Genomic DNA, 15,944 nt, shown 5'->3' with positions numbered 1-15,944 from the left:
ACCCGGCCAGATCGCCGGTCCGCATGCGCTATCCTGACGATGCCGGAACACGCTCTCAAGCATCGCGTGGCTGCGGTACCGGAGTGCTCTAGGGATCGTCCTCCGAACCTTCACCCATCCAGCACATCATCCTCCGGCTTCCGCCGCGCCCTGTGACGGTCGATCCACCCGGCCACCGGCCGCAGCAGCAGGTTCACCGTCAGCACCAGCACCGTCACGACGGCCGCCGCGGCGAATTCGCGCACCCCGATCAGCACGCCCAGGATTGCCACGCACCAGATCGTCGCCGCGTCACCGAGCCCCGTGACGCTGCGCCCCGCCTTGATGATCGCCCCGGCGCCGAGGAACCCCACCCCCGTCGCCACCGCGCCAAAGGCATGGCCCCAGGCGGCATCCGGCAGGCGCGCCACCACCATGGAGGCGAAGCCGGCCGAGGCCAGCGCCACCAGCGTGCAGGTGCGTATGCCGACCGCGCTGGTGCTGATGCCGCGCTCGATGCCGATGGCTGCGCCGACGACGAAGGCGGTGAACAGCACGATGGCCGTGCCGATCTCCGGCCCCAGCCCGTTCAGCCAGGCATCGACCGCCGCGTTCACACGTTGAAGCGGAACAGCAGCACGTCGCCATCCTTCACGACGTACTCCTTGCCTTCCACCCGCATCTTGCCGGCTTCCTTGGCGCCCTGCTCGCCATTCAGCGCGATGTAGTCATCATAGGCGATGGTCTCGGACGCGATGAACCCGCGTTCGAAATCCCCGTGGATCACGCCGGCGGCCTGCGGTGCCTTCATCCCCTTCAGGATGGTCCAGGCCCGCGTCTCCTTCGGGCCCACCGTGAAATAGGTGATCAGCCCGAGCAGCGCGTAGCCGGCGCGGATGATCCGGTCCAAACCGGAATCCTCAAGGCCTAGCGAGCCCAGGAATTCCGCCCGGTCGCCTTCCGGCATCTGGCTGATCTCGGCCTCGATGGCAGCGGAGACCACCACCGCCAGCGCGCCCTCTGCCTTCGCCTTCTCGAACACGCGCGCCGAGAACGCATTGCCGGTGGCGGCGGACGCCTCCTCGACATTCGCGACATACAGCACGGGCTTGGTCGTCATCAGCTGCAGCCGCGCCGCCGCCGCTTCCTCGCCCTTGGGTACCGCCGTGCGGGCGGGTCGGCCTGCTTCCAGCGCCGCCTTGATCGGGTCGATCAGCGCCATCTGCGCGATCGCTTCCTTGTCCCCGCCGCGCGCGCGCTTCACCAGCCCTTGGGCGCGCTTCTCCAGACTGTCGAGGTCGGCCAGCATCAGCTCCGTCTCGACCGTCTCGGCATCGCGCACCGGGTCCACGCTGCCCTCGACATGCGTGATGTCGCCATCCTCGAAGCAGCGCAGGACGTGGACGATGGCGTCCACCTCGCGGATGTTCGCCAGGAACTGGTTACCCAAGCCCTCGCCCTTCGACGCGCCGCGCACCAGCCCCGCGATGTCCACGAATTCCAGGCTGGTCGGGATGATCTTCTGGCTCTTGCCGATCCGCGCCAGCGCCTCGAGCCGCGGGTCCGGCACCGCCACGCGCCCGACATTGGGTTCGATCGTGCAGAAGGGATAATTCGCCGCCTGCGCCGCCGCGGTCTGCGTCAGCGCATTGAACAGCGTGGACTTGCCGACATTCGGCAGCCCGACGATCCCGCAATTAAAGCCCATTGTTCGTCCCCTTGACCGCGGGCGGCGTCGCCTTGCGCCAGGCCGCGTCGAATTCCTCGGCGAAGGTCTCGGCAATGGTGGCGGCCGCAATGCGCGCGGCGCCGTCATCCGTCACCGGCGCCAGCGCCGCCGCACGCAGATGGCCCACCACCTCGCCCACCGACAGCGACCCGCGCGGCAGGCGCCCCACCGTCTCATGCGCCGCGCGCGCCGGGTCGCCGGTGAAGCGCAGCAATTGCCGCGCGGCCAGCAGCAGCGCACCGGCCAGCGCCGCGCCCTCGCGCGTGCCCTCGCGCATCACGCGGCGGTCCTCTGCCTCGGGCGAGAAGCCGTCGATCGTGAACAGGTCGAGCGTCGCGCGCAGCCCTGCCGCCGCGCAGGCCAGGCTCTCGGCCTCCCGCACCAACGCCGAGGCCAGGATCGCCGTGCCATGCGCGAAATCCTGCGCGCTCGGGCCGGTGAAGGTGAAGATCTCTTCCTCCTCCATCACCCCTCCTGCGTCAGCAGCGCCAGGCGCGTCATGAAGTCCTCCGGCTTGCCCTCGGCCAGCAGCGGCGCGCAATCGGCCACGGCATCGACCAGCCGCGGCAGCCACGCCTGGTCCTGCTTGGCAAAATTGCCGAGCACATGGCCGGTGACCGCATCCTTGTGGCCGGGATGGCCGATACCCAGGCGCACGCGCCAGAACTCGGCGCTGGCGAAGGCGCGGCGCATGTCGCGCAGGCCGTTGTGGCCGGCCACGCCGCCGCCCTTCTTCACCCGGACCTTGCCCGGCGCCAGGTCCAACTCGTCATGGAAGGCCGTGATACCTTCCACGGGAATCTTGAGGAACGCCGCGGCCGGCTGCACGGCATCGCCGCTCGCATTCATGTAGGTCATCGGCTTGAGCGCCAGCACGCGCCGCCCGCCGACCACGCCCTCCGCCACCTCGCCCTTGAAGCGCTTGCGCCAGGGTGAAAAGCGATGGCGCCGGGCGATCTCGTCCAGCGCCATGAAGCCGATGTTGTGACGTTGGCGGGCGTGTTCAGGCCCGGGATTGCCGAGGCCGACCCACAGCAGGGGTCCATCCATCAGAACAACAAGGCCGGGGGAGCGAACTCCCCCGGACCCCCTCCTTTTTCTGGCACCTGGGAACTGACAGCCATGGGCCGCTCCCAGCCGGCCAGATTACTTCTTCTTCTTGGCGTCCTTGGCCGGCGCTGCGGCGCCGGCGGCAGGGGCCTTCTGCTTGGTCGCCTCGACCGGACCGGCGGCGGCCACCGGCGCGGCCTCATCGACCACCGTCGGCGCGGCGATCGACGCCACCATGAAGTCACGGCCCACGATGACCGGCTTCGCGCCGAACTGGTCCTTCACGGCGGACCAGCGCAGGCCATCGCCGATCGCGGCCTCGGCCAGGTCGATCTCGAATTTCTCGGGCACGTTCTCGGGGTCGGCCATGACCTCGACCTCGCGGCGCACGACGTTCAGCACGCCGCCGGCCTTGATGCCCGGGCAGGTGTCCTCGTGCAGGAATGCCACCGGCACCTTCACGCGGATGCGCGACCCGGCGGCGAGCCGCTGGAAGTCGACATGGATCGGGCGGTCGGTGACCGGGTGGAACTGCACGTCGCGCATCAGGCAGCGCTCGGCCGCACCGCCGGTCACGGCAACCTCGTACAGGTGCGACTGCCAGCCGCCCTTGTGCAGTTCCTTCATCACGTCGCGCGGGTCGAGGGCGACCAGCGTCGCGTCCTTCTTCGCGCCGTAGATGACAGCGGGGACAAGCCCCTGACGCCGGGTTGCGCGGGCTGCCCCCTTACCTGCCTGCTCGCGCGCCGCGGCCTCGATCCGGATGGTCTGGACCATGGTCGTTGCTCCTTCAGGTGAATGCTGTCGCCGTGCCGGGCTACCCCGAAACGACAAGCGCCGGCCTCCAGGGGTGCCGGCGCGAGCGGGTTCTAGGTGAAGCGCTTCAGCGGCGCAAGCGCGGCGGCCTTGACGGGCGGGGTCGCGGCCGCGAAGCGTTGCGGCAATGGAAGGCCTTCTGCTCCTCCTCGCGCTGCTGTTCTTCGGTGGCTGGATCTTCGGCGTCGCCGGCTTCGCGCGCGCCGGCGCGGCGCGGCGCGAAGCCCGCGCGCTGCAGGCCGAGATCGCCGCCCTGCGCGGCGAGGTCGCAGGCATGGCCGGCGCCCTGGTCGCCGCCGGCTTCCGCCCCCCGGAAGCCGCACCTGCACCGCAGCCATCCGCCGCACCGCCCTGGGCCGGCGCCACGCCGCCGGCCGCCGAGGCGCAGGACCCCGCGCCCGCCCAAACCGCGCCTGGCGACGAGACACCCCCGCCCTGGGCAGGCCGGGCGCCTGCCCAGGCCACGGGCCTGGCCCGCGATGACGATCCGTCCGTCGGGCCAGCCCCGGCGGCACCCTGGGGCGGCGCGCCGACCGACCGGCCGCGTCAGAGCCTCGAGGAATTGATCACCCAGCGCTGGGGCGTCTGGCTCGGCGCCGGGGCGCTGATGCTGGCGGCGGTCTTCCTGGTGCGGCTGGCGGTCGAGGAAGGCTGGCTCGGCCCGGGGCTGCGCAGCGCGGCCGCAGGCTTGCTGGGCGTGGCATTGGTGCTGGCCGGCGAATGGCTGGCGCGCCGTCCGGCGAAGGGCGCGGGCCTGCCGGACCTTGCGCCCGCGGCGCTCGCGGCCGGCGGCGTGGCGGCGCTGTTCGGCGCTGCTTATGCCGCCACGGTCCTCTATGGGCTGCTGCCGCCGCTGGTCGGCTTCGTGCTGATGGCGGCCGCGGGCGTCTTCGGGCTGCTGCTGTCGTTGCGGCGGGGGCCGCTGGTGGCCGCCGTGGGGCTGGCGGGTGCCTTCCTCACGCCGGCGCTGGTGGCCTCCGAGGATCCGTCGCTGGTCGGGCTGTTCGCCTACCTCGCGGTGGTCACGGCGGCGGCCATGGTGGTGGTGCGTGTTACCGCCTGGGGCTGGCTCGGCTGGTGCGCGGCGGTGGCGGGGGCGCTGTGGGTGCTGGTCGGCACCGTGGTGGCCGAACACGGCGAGCTCTGGGCGCCGGCTGCCTTCGTGCCGGTGGCCGCGGCGACCTTCCTGCTGGCCCTGCCGCGCGAGGCGCTCGGCACCGCGCTTGGCCGCGCGCTGGCGCATCTGCCGCCGGTCGCACTCGGCCTGGCGCTGCTGCCGGTGACTTTCGGCGACACGGATATCGCGCCGCCGCTCGGCGTGCTGATGCTCTCGCCGGTGGCGATCCTGGCGGCGCGGCGCAAAGCCTTGCTGGGGCGCCTGCCCTTCATCGCGGCGGGGCTCGGCCTGGTGGCGCTGCTGGTCTGGGTGGTGCCGGCCTGGACCCCCACCGGGGAGCGCGTGACGATCGAGGGCGCCGTCCAGGCGATCATCCCCGGCGCCTGGGTGCCGGAGGCGCTGGTTCGCTTCCTGGCCCTGTCCGCGGGGTTCGCGTTGCTGCACCTGCTGGCGGGGCTGGCGCTGGAAACGCGCCGGCGCGTCGCGCCGCAGGCAGGCGAAACCCTGGCCTGGGCCGGCCTGGCCGCCACCGTGCCGGTGCTGACGCTGCTGGTGGCCTATGCGCGGGTCCGCGGGCTCGCCACCGACCCGACCTGGGCGCTGGTCGCGTGCGGGCTGGCGGCGGTGCATGTGGGTGCGACGGCCCGCGGGCTGCGCGCGGGCGATCCCGGGCGCGCGGGCGCGCATGCGGCGGGGGCCACGGCGGCGCTGGCGCTGGGTGTCGCGATGGTGCTGCGCGACCAGTGGCTGACCCTGGCGGTGGCGATCTTCCTGCCGCCGCTGGCGATGATCGCGCTGCGGTTCGGGCTCGATCCACTGCGGCGCGTGGCGGCGGCGGTGGCGGCGGTGGTGCTGGTGCGGCTGGCGGCGAACCATTTCGTGCTGGGCTACGACTGGGGCGGCTGGCCGGTGCTGAACGGGCTGTTGCTGGCCTATGGCGTGCCGGCGGCGTGCTTCTGGTGGGCCGCGCGGATCTTCCTCGCACGCAGCGATGGCCGCGTGGTGCGGTTGCTGGAATGCGGCGCGGCGCTGTTCGCGACGCTGCTGGTGCTGCTTGAGATTCGGCACGCTCTGCAGGACGGCGTGATCGGCGCGCAACGCTGGGGCTTCGTCGAGGCCGCCTGGCAGGCCACCGCCTTGTTCGCCTGCGCCTGGGTGGCCCTGCTGCTGCACCGGCGCGGCGGGCGCGTGGCGCTGCTGTGGGCGGCGCGGGTGGCGGGTGCGGCAGGGATGGTGCTGGGCGCGGTGCTCCTGGCGAACAACCCCTGGACGACGAACCAGGATATCGCTGGACCGCTGCTGCTGAACGCGCTGCTGCCGGCCTATGCGCTGCCGGCGCTGCTGGTGGCGCTGGCGGTGGCGCGCGCGCGGGAAGTGCGCGTGCCGCAGGGGCTCGAGAAACTCCTCGCGGTCTATGCGCTGGCATCGGGATTCGCCTGGGTGACGCTCGAGGTGCGGCGCGCCTTCCACCCGACCGACATCGGCTGGGCGCGTATCACCGAGGCCGAGATGTACGCCTATTCCGGCGCCTGGCTGGTGCTGGGGGCGCTGCTGCTGGCGGTCGGCATCCGCAGCGGACGAAAGGAGATCAGGCTGGCGGCGCTGGGCGTGATTGCGCTGGTCACCCTCAAGGTCTTCCTGGTGGATATGGACGCGCTGGTCGGGCTGTGGCGCGTGCTGTCCTTCCTGGGGCTGGGCCTCGCGCTGATCGCGCTCGGTGCGATCTACCGGCGGTTCGTCGTGCCGGCAGGCACGCCAGGCAACAACGTGCCGGCAGGCACGCCAGGCAACAACGTGCCGGCAGGCACGCCAGGGAACAGCGGGCCGGCGGGCACGCCAGGCAATGACGGGGCGTCAGTCGCGCCTGGGCAGGCAAGGGCGCCAACCGCGCCGCCGGCCGCGTCGGAGGATGGCGCGCCGCCCCCTGCGCCGGGCGATGACGCGCCTAGGCCGGGAGGTGGGGCAGCGCCGCCGGCGTGACCTCCCACATCCGCCCGCTGGCGGGGGGCGCGCACCAGATCGGCAGCGCGTTGGGCGTGCGGACGTTGGGTTCGTGGCCGAGTGCGAGGCGCAGCGCGCGGAACAGCGCGCCATGCGCCACCACCACCACCGGGCCGGGCTGGGCGGTGGCGCGGTTGATCGCCGCCACGGCGCGGTCGTGCAGGGCCTGGAAGGTCTCCGCACCCTCGGGCGTGAAGGTCCCGGCGATCCAATCGTCGTACCAGTCGCCCATCGGCTGGCCTTCCTCGACGCCGAAGCCCACTTCCATCAGGCCCGGGTCGGTGGCGACCGGCAGGTTGAGCGCCTCGGCCACGATCTCCGCCGTGCGCAACGCGCGCGACAGCGGCGAGGCGACGATGGTGACGATGCCGCGGTCCACCATGGCCATCGCGGCGCGCCGCGCCTGCGTGATGCCGACCGTGTTCAGCGGAATGTCGGTACGGCCCTGGCTGCGGCCCTCGGCGTTCCAGTCGGTCTCGCCGTGGCGCAGGAACCAGAAGGGGACGGGGGTGAGAGCGGGGGTCATCCGATCTCCTTCTCGCGGGCCATGGCGGCGGCGACGGCAGGATGGGCGGCGACCTTGGCGGCGAGTGCCGACAGATGCACCAGGTCGTCGGTCGCGAAGTCCAGGAAGCTGGCGAAGCCGGTCAGCGCGACCAGGAAGATGTCGGGCGCCGTGATGCCCGGCGTGCCCAGCAGCGTCCCGTGCGGTATGCGGCCGAGTGCGGCGTCGGCGAATTCCAGCACCTTGCGCGCGCGGGCCTTGCTGGTGGCGCGCAGCGCGGCCGCCATCGCCTCGTCACCATCGGCCAGCATCTTCGCCTGGAAGGTGATGAAGAAGACATTCGCCATGCGGAAATGGCACCAGCAGAGCCATTCCATGCCCTTCGCCCGCCCGACCGCGTCGCGCGGCAGCAGGCCGGAATCAGGCGCCGCCTCCGCCAGCCACAGCGCCATGGCCGGGATCTCGGTGATTGTCACACCGGCATCGGGCAGTTGCAGCGCCGCGACTTCGCCCTTCGGGTTGATGGCGAGGTAGTCGGGCGTCTTGTGCTCGCCGTTCCGCAGGCTGATGAAGCGGATGTCGATGTCGAGGCCCGAGAGCGCCGCCATCTGATGCACGATGGACCCGCTGGTGCGGGTCGAGGTCCAGAGGATCGGTCGGGTCATGCGCTGTCTCCCGCCAGGGCGATGCAGGCGAAGGCGACCTTCGCTTCCGTCGGCACGCCGAAGCGCGCGGTGTGGCGCGCCGGCAGTCCGCCCGGGAAGTGCTTCACGTATTCCGCGTTGCATGCGGCGTAGTCGGCCGGGTCGGTGATCAGCATCGTGACCTGCACCGCACGGTCGAGGCTGCTGCCGGCCTCGCGCAGGATGCTGTCGACCATGGCCAGCGCCTCGCGCGTCTGGTCCGCCGCGGTGGTGCCGCGCTGGATGCCGCGGGCCGGGTCGTGCGGCGCCGAATGGCCGGACACGAAGACCAGCCCGCCGGCGCGCGTCGCGCGGCTGAACGGCCGCGCCTCGCCTGGCGCGGGGTGGCCGATGATGTCGAAGCTCACGTTGGCAGGCCTTCGAGCTCCAGCGTGCGCTTCACCGCGGGGCGCGCCAGCATGGCCGCGAAATGCGTGGCGAGGCGCGGCGGGAGTGGAATGTTGAAGCGCCGCGCCGCCCAATGCTCGATGAAGAACAGTGCGCTGTCGGCGATGGAGTAGCCACCGGGCAGAACCCAGGTGTCACCGCGCCAGCCGGAGTCGATCACGTTCATGTACTTCACCGCCAGCTCGCGCCCCTGAGCGACGACGGCGGGTTCGTCCTCCGCGCGCAGGGCGAAGCGGTTCGGGCGCGACTGCCGCGTGAAGCCCTGCGGGTGCACCGTGCCGCAGACGTAGTCGAGGAACTCGGCGCAGCGCGTCTCGCCCTCCAGGTCCACCGGCACCAGCCCGGCCTGCGGGTTGGTCTTGGCCAGCCACATCGCGATCACCGGGTATTCGGTCAGCAGCGTGCCGTCGTCGCGCAGCAGCGCCGGGACCTTGGACTTCGGGTTGATGGCGACGTAGCCCGGTTCGTATTGCGCGTTGTTCTTGAAGTCGAGCGGCGCGGGATCGTAGGGGCGCCCGATCTCCTCCAGGATCACATGGATGCCGATGGAGCACGCGTTGGGCGCGTAGAAGAAGCGCATCACGCCAGGCCTTCGGCCGCCATCACGCGCTGCACGGCGCCGCGCGCCTTCATGCGCGCGTAGTGGCCGGCGACGTTGGGCGGCAGATCCTTGCCCAGCCGCGCGTTCCACCAGAACGACACATAGAACAGCGCGGAATCGGCGAAGGAATAGGTGCCGACCAGCCAGTCCTGGCCCTCCAGCGCCTTGTCCATCAGCGCCAGGCCCTTGCTGAAGATCTCGGCGCCGCGTGCCTTCACCGCCTCGTGGTCGGCCTCGCTCGGCGCGAAGTTGGCCGGGCGGAACATGCGCGAGAAGCCCTGCATGTGCATGGTCGCGACGATGTAGTCGGTGCATTCCAGCGCGCGCGCCTGCGCCTCGAGGCCCATGGGCATCAGCCCGGCGGTGGGGAAGCGCGCGGCCAGCCAGAAGGCGATGGCCGGGTATTCGGTCAGTACCGATCCATCCGCGCGTTCGAGGGTCGGCACCTTCGACTTCGGGTTCACGCCGGTGAATTCCGGCTTGAACTGCGCGCCTTCGCGCAGGTTGACCAGCACCGCCTCATAGGGCGCGCCGATCTCCTCGATCAGGACATGGATGCCGACGGAACAGGCGCCGGGGGCGTAGTAGAGCTTCATCGGAAATGTCCTTTCGCGGGCGGGCGCCGGAGGATCGTGCGGGCGGGCGGGAATGGCAAGCGGGTGCGACCAGACCCAGGCAACCGCGGCGGACGCGCGGCGTTGACAGGGGCAGGCGCACCGATGACGGGCGTCGCGTGAAGAAAGGGACACAACGATGGACAAGGACAGGATCGCCGGCGCCGCCAAGCAGGCCAAGGGCGCCGTGAAGGACGCCGTGGGCAAGGTCACGGGCGACGCGAAGCTGCAGGCCGAGGGCAAGGCCGACAAGGCCGAGGGCAAGGTGCAGAACGCCGTCGGCGGGCTGAAGGACGCGGCGCGCGACACGCTGCGCGACAAGTAGGCCGCAAGGCGCCGGGGCCGGGCTGCGCGTCAGCCCGGCCCCGTTTCGCCCGAGTGCCGCGCGAGCCAGACGCTTCGGCCGCCGCAGCCCGCGTCATTCGCCGTATGTGCCAGGACTTCGAAGCCCGCGTCGGCGAGCAGCGCGCGGTATTCCTCGGGATCGAGGCTCGCATGGAACAGGGGTTCGCCGCGCAGGCAGCCAATCGCCTCGCCATGCGCCGGGCCGCTGGTGAAGATCAGCGGCGCGGAGAGCTGCGCGTGCGCGGAGAACCGCGCGAACATCGTGCGCTGGTCGTGCTGCGCCAGGTGAAAGAAGCTGTCCCAGGCGATCAACCCGTCGAAGCGGCGGCCCAGAGCCAGCTCCCTCATATCGGCCTCGATCCAGGTGGCCGCGGGGAGTCGTGCGCGCGCGAGGGCGAGCAGCGGCGCGCTGGTGTCGATGCCCGTCACCGCGAAGCCCGCCGCGGTCAACATGACGCCGATCGGCGCCCCCGCGCCGCAGCCGATGTCGAGCACGCTACCGCCCGGCCGCAGCAGCGCGACGAAACGCGCTAGCCACGCGGCCTCGACGAACGGCCCGGCTGCCCGATCCGCCGCCCAGGCCAGACCGTGCCGCCGATACAACCCGATGATCGCATCCGCCGGACCGCCCACACCCCACCTCCCGCACACCGGCCCGATGCCGCGCATCGGGCCGCGAGCGCAAAGTCCGACCGCGCCCAGACCACAAGCCGCCGCCAGCACACCAGCGCAGGGCGCGAAGGCAAGCCGGCCGGACGGCCGGCGCCCGCCGTTTGAGGGCCTAGTTGAAGAGCGAGGAGACGGAGCTTTCCTCGCTGATGCGCTTCATCGCCTCCGCCAGCAGCGGCGCGATGGTGAGCTGGCGCAGGTTGCGCGAGACCCGCACGGCCTCGGTGGCCTGGATGGAATCGGTCACGGTCATCATCTCGATGGGTGCCGCGCCGATGCGCGCCACCGCCCCGCCCGAGAAGACGCCATGCGTGACATACACGCCGACCGACTGCGCGCCATTCTTGAGTAGCGCCTCGGCCGCGTTGCACAACGTGCCGCCGGAATCGACGATGTCGTCCACCAGCAGGCAATGGCGGCCTTCGACCTCGCCGATCACGTTCATCACCTCGCTGACACCCGCGCGCGGGCGCCGCTTGTCGATGATGGCGAGGTCCACGTTCAGCCGCGCCGCAATGGCGCGCGCACGCACCACGCCGCCGACATCGGGGCTGACCACCATCAGTTCCCGCCCCGCCAGGCGGTCCTGGATGTCGCGGGAGAACAACGGCGCGGCGAACAGGTTGTCCACCGGGATGTCGAAGAAGCCCTGGATCTGCGCGGCGTGCAGATCCATCGTCAGCACGCGGTCCGCACCGGCCTCGGTGATCAGGTTCGCCACCAGCTTGGCGCTGATCGGCGTGCGGCTGCCCGACTTCCGGTCCTGCCGCGCATAGCCGAAATACGGGATCACCGCCGTGATCCGCCGCGCGCTCGCCCGCCGCAGCGCATCGAGCGTGATCAGCAGTTCCATCAGGTTGTCGTTGGCGGGATAGGAGGTGGACTGCACCACGAAGACATCCTCGCCGCGGACATTCTCGTGGATCTCGACGAACACCTCGAGATCGGCGAAGCGCCGGACCGATGCGTTGGTCAGCGGGAGGCCGCAGGCGGCGGCGACAGCCTCGGCCAGGGGGCGGTTGCTGTTGCAGGCGACGATCTTCATGGCCGGGGGCTCCGGGCGCCACAGGCGCGGGCGGGTCGGGGGGCGCGGGTTCGTAGCAACGTGACGATGATGTGTAAATCGCGCTGCCCTATACTCGCCCGCAAGCGCCGTCAGGTTGCGTCCGTGTCACACGGGGTAGGGTTCATGCGGATCAGCGGGATGCGATGGGAGCGCCGGGTGCATCCGGGCCGTATCGGCCTTGCGGGTGTGGTCGCGGCCGGTGTGCTGGTGCTGGCTGCCGCGCCGGCTTTCGCGCAGAAGACCGGGCACGAATACGACGCCGCCGGCCGTTCGGTGGGTCGTATCGAAGCCGGGCCGGACAGGCAGCGACAGTATGACGCGCAGGGACGCCTCGTCGGGCGGTCGGAACAGCGCGGCGATACCACGCGCCACTATGACGCCAGCGGCCGCACGGTCGGCCGCACGGAACAGCGCGGCGACACGCTGCGCCACTACGATTCCTCGGGTCGCGCCCAGGGCCGCACCGAATGGCGCGGCGACACGGCGCGGATCTTCGATTCCTCCGGCCGTAGCGAAGGCCGGATCGAACGCAGCGGCGACACCTGGCGCCGCTACGATGCCCAGGGCCGGTTGACCGGCCGCGGGATGGGGCCGGCGCCGACCCGCTAACGGACCATCGGCCGGCCGGTGCCGCGCGCCAGGATGCGCCGAGCGGCGCATCCTCGCATCACGCGCATCAGCCGTGCTTGGCGACGATGCCCTTCACTTCGTCCATCGCCTCGGCGAAGCGCTTGTTGAGCAGCGAGATCGCCTCGCTGTTCGACCGCTGGATCAGGTCTGCCAGCTCCTGGAGGTTCGCGACCGCCTTCTCGTAGGTGGACTTGGCGAGTTCGGCCTGCTTCGCGGCCTTGTCCTGCGGCGCCTCGGCCGAGGCGAAGGACTTCATCGCCTCGGTCATTTCAGCGACCGAGGCCTGCAGGATCTCCATGTGGCGGCGTGCGACCGCCTGGGCGCCTTCGAGCGCCACGCGATTGGCGGCGGAGAAGGCCTCGATGTTGCGGCGCTGTGCGGCGGCCAGCGCTTCCATGTCCGGCATGACGTTGGGCATGGACGGCATCTTGAAGTCGGAGAACATCTTGAAGACGTCCATGTCGGGCTTGAAGCCGAAACGGTCAGACATCACGCACATCCCCTTTGGTCTTGCTGATCGGCGAGACTAGCGCAGAAACCGCGGTGCGGGGATATCGCTGGGGCGCGAAATTCGCGCCTGTGTGATGCATGGCCTCGTATGGCGCATTGGCGGCATCGCCGAAGCGGTCGAGCAGCCGCGCCGTCACGTCGTCCGGCACTCGGCGCATGCGCACGAACGCCACGCGGGCGGTGGCGCCAGGCCCAGGCGATCGCCTACGCCGCGGAGGCGTCGTCGGCCGCGGCCTCGGGCGCGGCGGCCGGCAGCAGGCGCAAGGTGCGCGCGATCTGTTCGGCGCGATCGAGCGCACGGTCGAGCGCGGCCATGGTGCTGCCCAGATCCTCGCTCTCGTCCTCGGCCCAGGCGCGCACGGTGGCGAGCCAGACGCCGACCAGGCCGAGCGCGATGATGCGGCGCTGCCCGCCATTGCCCTCGATCTCGGCGGCATCGAGCATCCAGCGCATCGACAGCGACAATTGCGGGCCCAGCAGCGCGGCCAGCGACGGGTCGCGCCGCATGTCGCGCAGGAAGCGCAGGATGCCCGCGCGATGCGGCTGCATGGCATCGAGCCGGCGCATCAGCACGTCGAACAGCCGGTCGCGCGCCGCCCCGCCCTGGCCCGGCACGGTCCCCGCCAGCACCGCGTGGTCCATGCGGCGGCCATGCAGGATCATCGGGTCGAGCCTGCTGGGGAAGCGGTCGCGCAACGTGGCCAGTGGCACGCCGGATTCGGCCGCCAAGCGCCCCATGGTCAGGCCTGGCCAGCCATGGGTTGCGATCACCCGCCAAAGGGCGGCCACCAGCGCGTCTTCGTCGATCTCGGTCATGATGGCAGGATATGGGGCGTGGGGGTCAGCCTGCCAGTTCCCGCGCGCGATCGGTGGCAGCCTGGATCGCCTTCGACATGGACGCTGGCCAGGCATCGGGGTCCATCAGCACCGCCAAGGCCCGTTCGGTGGTGCCCTTGGGGCTGGTGACGGCGCGGCGCAGGTCCGCGGCATCCTGCGTGCTGGCGGCGAGCAGCGCGCCGGACCCCGCCACCGTGGCGCGGGCCATGCGGCGCGCGAGGTCGGGCGGCAGGCCCTGTTCGATGGCAGCCTTTTCCATCACCTCCGCCAGCAGGAAGACATAGGCGGGGCCGCCGCCGGAGACGGCGGTGACCGGGTTGATCTGGTCCTCGTCATCGACCCAGGCGACCTCGCCCACCGCCTGCAGCAGCGTGTCGGCCAGCGCGGCCTGCGCCGTGGTCACGCCGGGCGCCGCATAGGCGGCGGTGAAGCCCTGGCGGACGGCGGCCGGGGTGTTCGGCATGGCACGCACCACCGCCGCGCCGCCACCCAGGGCGGCACGCATCGACGCCACGGACCGGCCCGCCATGATCGAGACGAACAGCGCGCCACCCTCGGTGAAGCGCGCATAGGCCGGCAGTGTCGCCGGCGCCTCTTGCGGCTTGATCGCGAAGACCACCGCGCCGGGTGCGAAGCCGGCCGGGATGGCGGTGGCATCGGGGATGATGGTCGCGCGGTGCGCGAAGGCTTCGGCGGCCGGGGCGTAGGGTTCGACCACCACGGCGCGCGACAGGCCGCGTTCCAGCCACCCGGACAGCATGGCGCCGCCCATCTTGCCGCAGCCGATGAGAAGGAGGTCGGGGAGGGTCTCGGTCATGGCGCAACGTGGCGCCGTCAGAGGCTGGCCGCAAGGCCGGCGCGGCCTCGCCGCGCGCGCCCCCTTGGGGAGCAAGGCCAGGCCGAGCCACGACCTGGTGTCGTGCCGCGGTCCCTGTGTCAGGCCGCGGCACCACCGGGGGCTCCGGGGGAAGCGTGCCTCCCCCGGATGCGATCAGCGGCGCAGGCTCAGCCGGCCGATCAGGGTCTCGTAGCGCTTCTGGTCCTTGCGCTTCAGGTAGTCGAGCAGGCCACGGCGCTGGCCGACCAGCACGAGCAGGCCACGGCGCGAATGGAAGTCCTTCGCGTGGGTCTTGAGGTGCTCGGTCAGGTTCGAGATGCGCTCGGACAGGATGGCGACCTGGACCTCGGGGCTGCCCGTGTCGTTGGGGCCGGTCGCATAGTCCTTGATGACCGCCTGGCGGCGTTCGGCAGTGATCGACATCGGGTTATCCTTCGTGTTGGCCGGGGTTGTCCCCTTCGGCGATGATGTCGGCCGGCGCGGCGCCGCGGGGGCGCCGTTGGGCCTCGGAACCGCCCTGGTCCAGCCACCGCTCCGGCTTCAGCAAGCCTTCGTCGAAGCGGGCGAGACCCATCAGGCGCCCCCCCGCCATCGCTCTGGCCAGGCCCCCATCGGGGTTGGCCTCGCGCGGAACCCGGCCCATCAATTCGACCAGCGGTATGGGCTGGCCGAAGGACAGTCGGGCGGCTTCGGCTTCAGTGAGGGCCAGCGCCGGGATGTCGGCCAGCGCGGTCGTCACCGGAAGCAGAAGGTCCGGGGAAGGGGGCGGGGTATCGCCGGAAACGGCGATCCTGTCCAGGGCGACGGCGTCCTTCTCGTGGAAGGGGCCCACGCGCATCCGGCGCAGGGCGGCGATATGCCCCAGCGTGCCGCAGGCCTTCGCGACGTCGCGCGCGAGCGAGCGCATGTACACGCCCTTGCCGGATTCCACGAAGAATACCGCGGTGTCGCCGTCCGGGCGGTCGATCAGTTCGAAGCGGTCGACGCGCGCCGGCCGCGGGGCCAGTTCCACGGCTTCACCTGCGCGGGCCAGGTCGTAGGCGCGTTCGCCTGCGATCTTGATGGCGGAATAGATCGGCGGGACCTGTAGGATGTCGCCGATGAAGGCGGGCAGGGCGGCGCGCAGCTGGTCGTCGGTCGGCCGCGCATCGCTGGTTCCGATGACATTGCCGTCGGCATCGTCGGAATCCCGGGCCTCGCCCAGCTTCAGCGTGAAGCGGTACTGCTTCGTCCCGTCCATGACATAGGGCACGGTCTTGGTGGCGGCGCCGAAAGCGATCGGCAGCACGCCGGTGGCCAGCGGATCCAGCGTACCGCCATGGCCGCATTTCTGCGCCTGGAACGCGCGCTTGCAGATCGCGACGACATCGGTGCTGCCGATCGCGGTCGGCTTGTCGATGATCAGCCAGCCATCGAGCGGACGGCCTTTAGGCTTGCGGTGACGATGATGGGCCATCTTGTTCTTCGCAGTTCGGTTCGAATTCGTGGTGGGACCGGCCAGGCACGCGGTGTCCGGCCCGCGGAATCAGGGTCTGCCGCGAGCCCC

The 15,944-nt window shown here is 71.3% G+C and carries 21 protein-coding genes; 3 read left to right on the top strand and 18 right to left on the bottom strand.

Annotation, left to right across the window (positions count from 1 at the left end):
* Positions 1-110: 110 nt before the first annotated feature.
* The 5 genes from MWM08_RS24115 to MWM08_RS24095 all read right to left on the bottom strand — a co-directional run bounded on the left by MWM08_RS24115 (position 111) and on the right by MWM08_RS24095 (position 3,535).
* Entirely contained in the window at positions 111-596 is a 486-nt protein-coding gene (locus MWM08_RS24115) for an MgtC/SapB family protein (protein WP_244457005.1), read from the bottom strand.
* A complete protein-coding gene (gene ychF, locus MWM08_RS24110; protein WP_244457004.1) occupies positions 593-1,687 on the bottom strand; it encodes a redox-regulated ATPase YchF in 1,095 nt (364 codons plus the stop codon). The genes MWM08_RS24115 and ychF overlap by 4 nt, the downstream gene beginning before the upstream one ends.
* Complete coding sequence (locus MWM08_RS24105) at positions 1,677-2,174, bottom strand: hypothetical protein (protein WP_244457003.1); 498 nt, start codon at positions 2,172-2,174, stop codon at positions 1,677-1,679. Before MWM08_RS24105 ends, ychF begins: the two co-directional genes overlap by 11 nt.
* Complete coding sequence (pth, locus tag MWM08_RS24100) at positions 2,174-2,758, bottom strand: aminoacyl-tRNA hydrolase (RefSeq protein WP_244457002.1); 585 nt, start codon at positions 2,756-2,758, stop codon at positions 2,174-2,176. The genes MWM08_RS24105 and pth overlap by 1 nt, the downstream gene beginning before the upstream one ends.
* A 96-nt stretch (positions 2,759-2,854) precedes the next feature.
* Positions 2,855-3,535, bottom strand: coding sequence for a 50S ribosomal protein L25/general stress protein Ctc (locus tag MWM08_RS24095; protein WP_244457001.1), 681 nt, complete (start codon positions 3,533-3,535; stop codon positions 2,855-2,857).
* Between the two features lie 166 nt (positions 3,536-3,701).
* On the opposite strand from MWM08_RS24095, the gene MWM08_RS24090 reads away from it, so the two are divergent.
* The gene (locus tag MWM08_RS24090; protein WP_244457000.1) at positions 3,702-6,671 is read left to right on the top strand and encodes a DUF2339 domain-containing protein; all 2,970 of its coding nucleotides are present in this window, start codon (positions 3,702-3,704) and stop codon (positions 6,669-6,671) included.
* On the opposite strand, the gene MWM08_RS24085 is transcribed toward MWM08_RS24090, so the two are convergent.
* Genes MWM08_RS24085 through MWM08_RS24065 form a run of 5 tightly spaced genes read right to left on the bottom strand, consistent with a single transcriptional unit; the run spans position 6,637 to position 9,485 of the window.
* Positions 6,637-7,218, bottom strand: a complete 582-nt coding sequence (locus MWM08_RS24085) for a histidine phosphatase family protein (protein ID WP_244456999.1) — start codon at positions 7,216-7,218, stop codon at positions 6,637-6,639. The genes MWM08_RS24090 and MWM08_RS24085 overlap by 35 nt on opposite strands.
* Entirely contained in the window at positions 7,215-7,862 is a 648-nt protein-coding gene (locus MWM08_RS24080) for a glutathione S-transferase family protein (protein WP_244456998.1), read from the bottom strand. The genes MWM08_RS24085 and MWM08_RS24080 overlap by 4 nt, the downstream gene beginning before the upstream one ends.
* Positions 7,859-8,248: a RidA family protein gene (locus MWM08_RS24075; protein ID WP_244456997.1), complete on the bottom strand. Its 390-nt coding sequence runs from the start codon at positions 8,246-8,248 to the stop codon at positions 7,859-7,861. Before MWM08_RS24075 ends, MWM08_RS24080 begins: the two co-directional genes overlap by 4 nt.
* Positions 8,245-8,868 carry a glutathione S-transferase family protein gene (locus tag MWM08_RS24070; protein ID WP_244460024.1) on the bottom strand — a complete coding sequence of 208 codons (624 nt, stop codon included), beginning with the start codon at positions 8,866-8,868 and terminating at the stop codon, positions 8,245-8,247. Before MWM08_RS24070 ends, MWM08_RS24075 begins: the two co-directional genes overlap by 4 nt.
* Positions 8,868-9,485 carry a glutathione S-transferase family protein gene (locus MWM08_RS24065; RefSeq protein WP_244456996.1) on the bottom strand — a complete coding sequence of 206 codons (618 nt, stop codon included), beginning with the start codon at positions 9,483-9,485 and terminating at the stop codon, positions 8,868-8,870. Before MWM08_RS24065 ends, MWM08_RS24070 begins: the two co-directional genes overlap by 1 nt.
* 157 nt (positions 9,486-9,642) lie before the next feature.
* Between MWM08_RS24065 and MWM08_RS24060 the strand changes: the two genes are divergently transcribed.
* Entirely contained in the window at positions 9,643-9,828 is a 186-nt protein-coding gene (locus tag MWM08_RS24060) for a CsbD family protein (RefSeq protein WP_244456995.1), read from the top strand.
* A 29-nt stretch (positions 9,829-9,857) separates the two neighbouring features.
* Here MWM08_RS24060 and MWM08_RS24055 read toward each other — a convergent pair whose 3' ends face one another.
* Together MWM08_RS24055 and MWM08_RS24050 are read right to left on the bottom strand one after the other, a co-directional pair.
* Positions 9,858-10,517: a class I SAM-dependent DNA methyltransferase gene (locus tag MWM08_RS24055; protein WP_244456994.1), complete on the bottom strand. Its 660-nt coding sequence runs from the start codon at positions 10,515-10,517 to the stop codon at positions 9,858-9,860.
* Between the two features lie 112 nt (positions 10,518-10,629).
* Positions 10,630-11,562, bottom strand: a complete 933-nt coding sequence (locus tag MWM08_RS24050; RefSeq protein WP_244456993.1) for a ribose-phosphate pyrophosphokinase — start codon at positions 11,560-11,562, stop codon at positions 10,630-10,632.
* A 159-nt stretch (positions 11,563-11,721) separates the two neighbouring features.
* Between MWM08_RS24050 and MWM08_RS24045 the strand changes: the two genes are divergently transcribed.
* A complete protein-coding gene (locus MWM08_RS24045) occupies positions 11,722-12,192 on the top strand; it encodes a hypothetical protein (RefSeq protein ID WP_244456992.1) in 471 nt (156 codons plus the stop codon).
* 67 nt (positions 12,193-12,259) lie between these two features.
* Here the strand turns inward: MWM08_RS24045 and MWM08_RS24040 are convergent, their stop codons facing one another.
* The 6 genes from MWM08_RS24040 to truB all read right to left on the bottom strand — a co-directional run bounded on the left by MWM08_RS24040 (position 12,260) and on the right by truB (position 15,854).
* Positions 12,260-12,703, bottom strand: a complete 444-nt coding sequence (locus tag MWM08_RS24040; protein WP_244456991.1) for a phasin family protein — start codon at positions 12,701-12,703, stop codon at positions 12,260-12,262.
* Entirely contained in the window at positions 12,696-12,896 is a 201-nt protein-coding gene (locus MWM08_RS24035; RefSeq protein ID WP_244456990.1) for a hypothetical protein, read from the bottom strand. Before MWM08_RS24035 ends, MWM08_RS24040 begins: the two co-directional genes overlap by 8 nt.
* Before the next feature lie 31 nt (positions 12,897-12,927).
* The gene (locus tag MWM08_RS24030; RefSeq protein WP_244456989.1) at positions 12,928-13,539 is read right to left on the bottom strand and encodes a TetR family transcriptional regulator; all 612 of its coding nucleotides are present in this window, start codon (positions 13,537-13,539) and stop codon (positions 12,928-12,930) included.
* 25 nt (positions 13,540-13,564) lie between these two features.
* Complete coding sequence (proC, locus tag MWM08_RS24025; RefSeq protein ID WP_244456988.1) at positions 13,565-14,377, bottom strand: pyrroline-5-carboxylate reductase; 813 nt, start codon at positions 14,375-14,377, stop codon at positions 13,565-13,567.
* Positions 14,378-14,551: 174 nt separating this feature from the next.
* On the bottom strand, positions 14,552-14,821 hold the full coding sequence (gene rpsO / locus MWM08_RS24020; protein WP_244456987.1) for a 30S ribosomal protein S15: 270 nt from the start codon (positions 14,819-14,821) through the stop codon (positions 14,552-14,554).
* 4 nt (positions 14,822-14,825) lie between these two features.
* The gene (truB, locus tag MWM08_RS24015) at positions 14,826-15,854 is read right to left on the bottom strand and encodes a tRNA pseudouridine(55) synthase TruB (protein ID WP_244456986.1); all 1,029 of its coding nucleotides are present in this window, start codon (positions 15,852-15,854) and stop codon (positions 14,826-14,828) included.
* Between the last annotated feature and the right edge of the window lie 90 nt (positions 15,855-15,944).

Origin of the sequence: Roseomonas fluvialis (genome assembly GCF_022846615.1) — a bacterium.
GTDB lineage: Bacteria > Pseudomonadota > Alphaproteobacteria > Acetobacterales > Acetobacteraceae > Neoroseomonas > Neoroseomonas fluvialis.
Note: the sequence above shows the minus strand (reverse complement) of the source record. Positions and strands in the feature narration are given on the sequence as shown.

Excerpts from the sequence above, each read along its gene's own strand:
- MWM08_RS24095 (WP_244457001.1), bottom strand. The coding sequence starts at position 3,535 with ATGGTCCAGACCATCCGGATCGAGGCCGCGGCGCGCGAGCAGGCAGGT.
- MWM08_RS24070 (WP_244460024.1), bottom strand. The coding sequence starts at position 8,868 with ATGCGCTTCTTCTACGCGCCCAACGCGTGCTCCATCGGCATCCATGTG.
- MWM08_RS24040 (WP_244456991.1), bottom strand. The coding sequence starts at position 12,703 with ATGTCTGACCGTTTCGGCTTCAAGCCCGACATGGACGTCTTCAAGATG.
- MWM08_RS24080 (WP_244456998.1), bottom strand. The coding sequence starts at position 7,862 with ATGACCCGACCGATCCTCTGGACCTCGACCCGCACCAGCGGGTCCATC.
- pth (WP_244457002.1), bottom strand. The coding sequence starts at position 2,758 with ATGGATGGACCCCTGCTGTGGGTCGGCCTCGGCAATCCCGGGCCTGAA.
- MWM08_RS24105 (WP_244457003.1), bottom strand. The coding sequence starts at position 2,174 with ATGGAGGAGGAAGAGATCTTCACCTTCACCGGCCCGAGCGCGCAGGAT.
- MWM08_RS24050 (WP_244456993.1), bottom strand. The coding sequence starts at position 11,562 with ATGAAGATCGTCGCCTGCAACAGCAACCGCCCCCTGGCCGAGGCTGTC.
- MWM08_RS24045 (WP_244456992.1), top strand. The coding sequence starts at position 11,722 with ATGCGATGGGAGCGCCGGGTGCATCCGGGCCGTATCGGCCTTGCGGGT.
- MWM08_RS24085 (WP_244456999.1), bottom strand. The coding sequence starts at position 7,218 with ATGACCCCCGCTCTCACCCCCGTCCCCTTCTGGTTCCTGCGCCACGGC.
- MWM08_RS24090 (WP_244457000.1), top strand. The coding sequence starts at position 3,702 with ATGGAAGGCCTTCTGCTCCTCCTCGCGCTGCTGTTCTTCGGTGGCTGG.
- truB (WP_244456986.1), bottom strand. The coding sequence starts at position 15,854 with ATGGCCCATCATCGTCACCGCAAGCCTAAAGGCCGTCCGCTCGATGGC.
- MWM08_RS24055 (WP_244456994.1), bottom strand. The coding sequence starts at position 10,517 with ATGCGCGGCATCGGGCCGGTGTGCGGGAGGTGGGGTGTGGGCGGTCCG.
- MWM08_RS24060 (WP_244456995.1), top strand. The coding sequence starts at position 9,643 with ATGGACAAGGACAGGATCGCCGGCGCCGCCAAGCAGGCCAAGGGCGCC.
- ychF (WP_244457004.1), bottom strand. The coding sequence starts at position 1,687 with ATGGGCTTTAATTGCGGGATCGTCGGGCTGCCGAATGTCGGCAAGTCC.
- rpsO (WP_244456987.1), bottom strand. The coding sequence starts at position 14,821 with ATGTCGATCACTGCCGAACGCCGCCAGGCGGTCATCAAGGACTATGCG.
- proC (WP_244456988.1), bottom strand. The coding sequence starts at position 14,377 with ATGACCGAGACCCTCCCCGACCTCCTTCTCATCGGCTGCGGCAAGATG.
- MWM08_RS24030 (WP_244456989.1), bottom strand. The coding sequence starts at position 13,539 with ATGACCGAGATCGACGAAGACGCGCTGGTGGCCGCCCTTTGGCGGGTG.
- MWM08_RS24065 (WP_244456996.1), bottom strand. The coding sequence starts at position 9,485 with ATGAAGCTCTACTACGCCCCCGGCGCCTGTTCCGTCGGCATCCATGTC.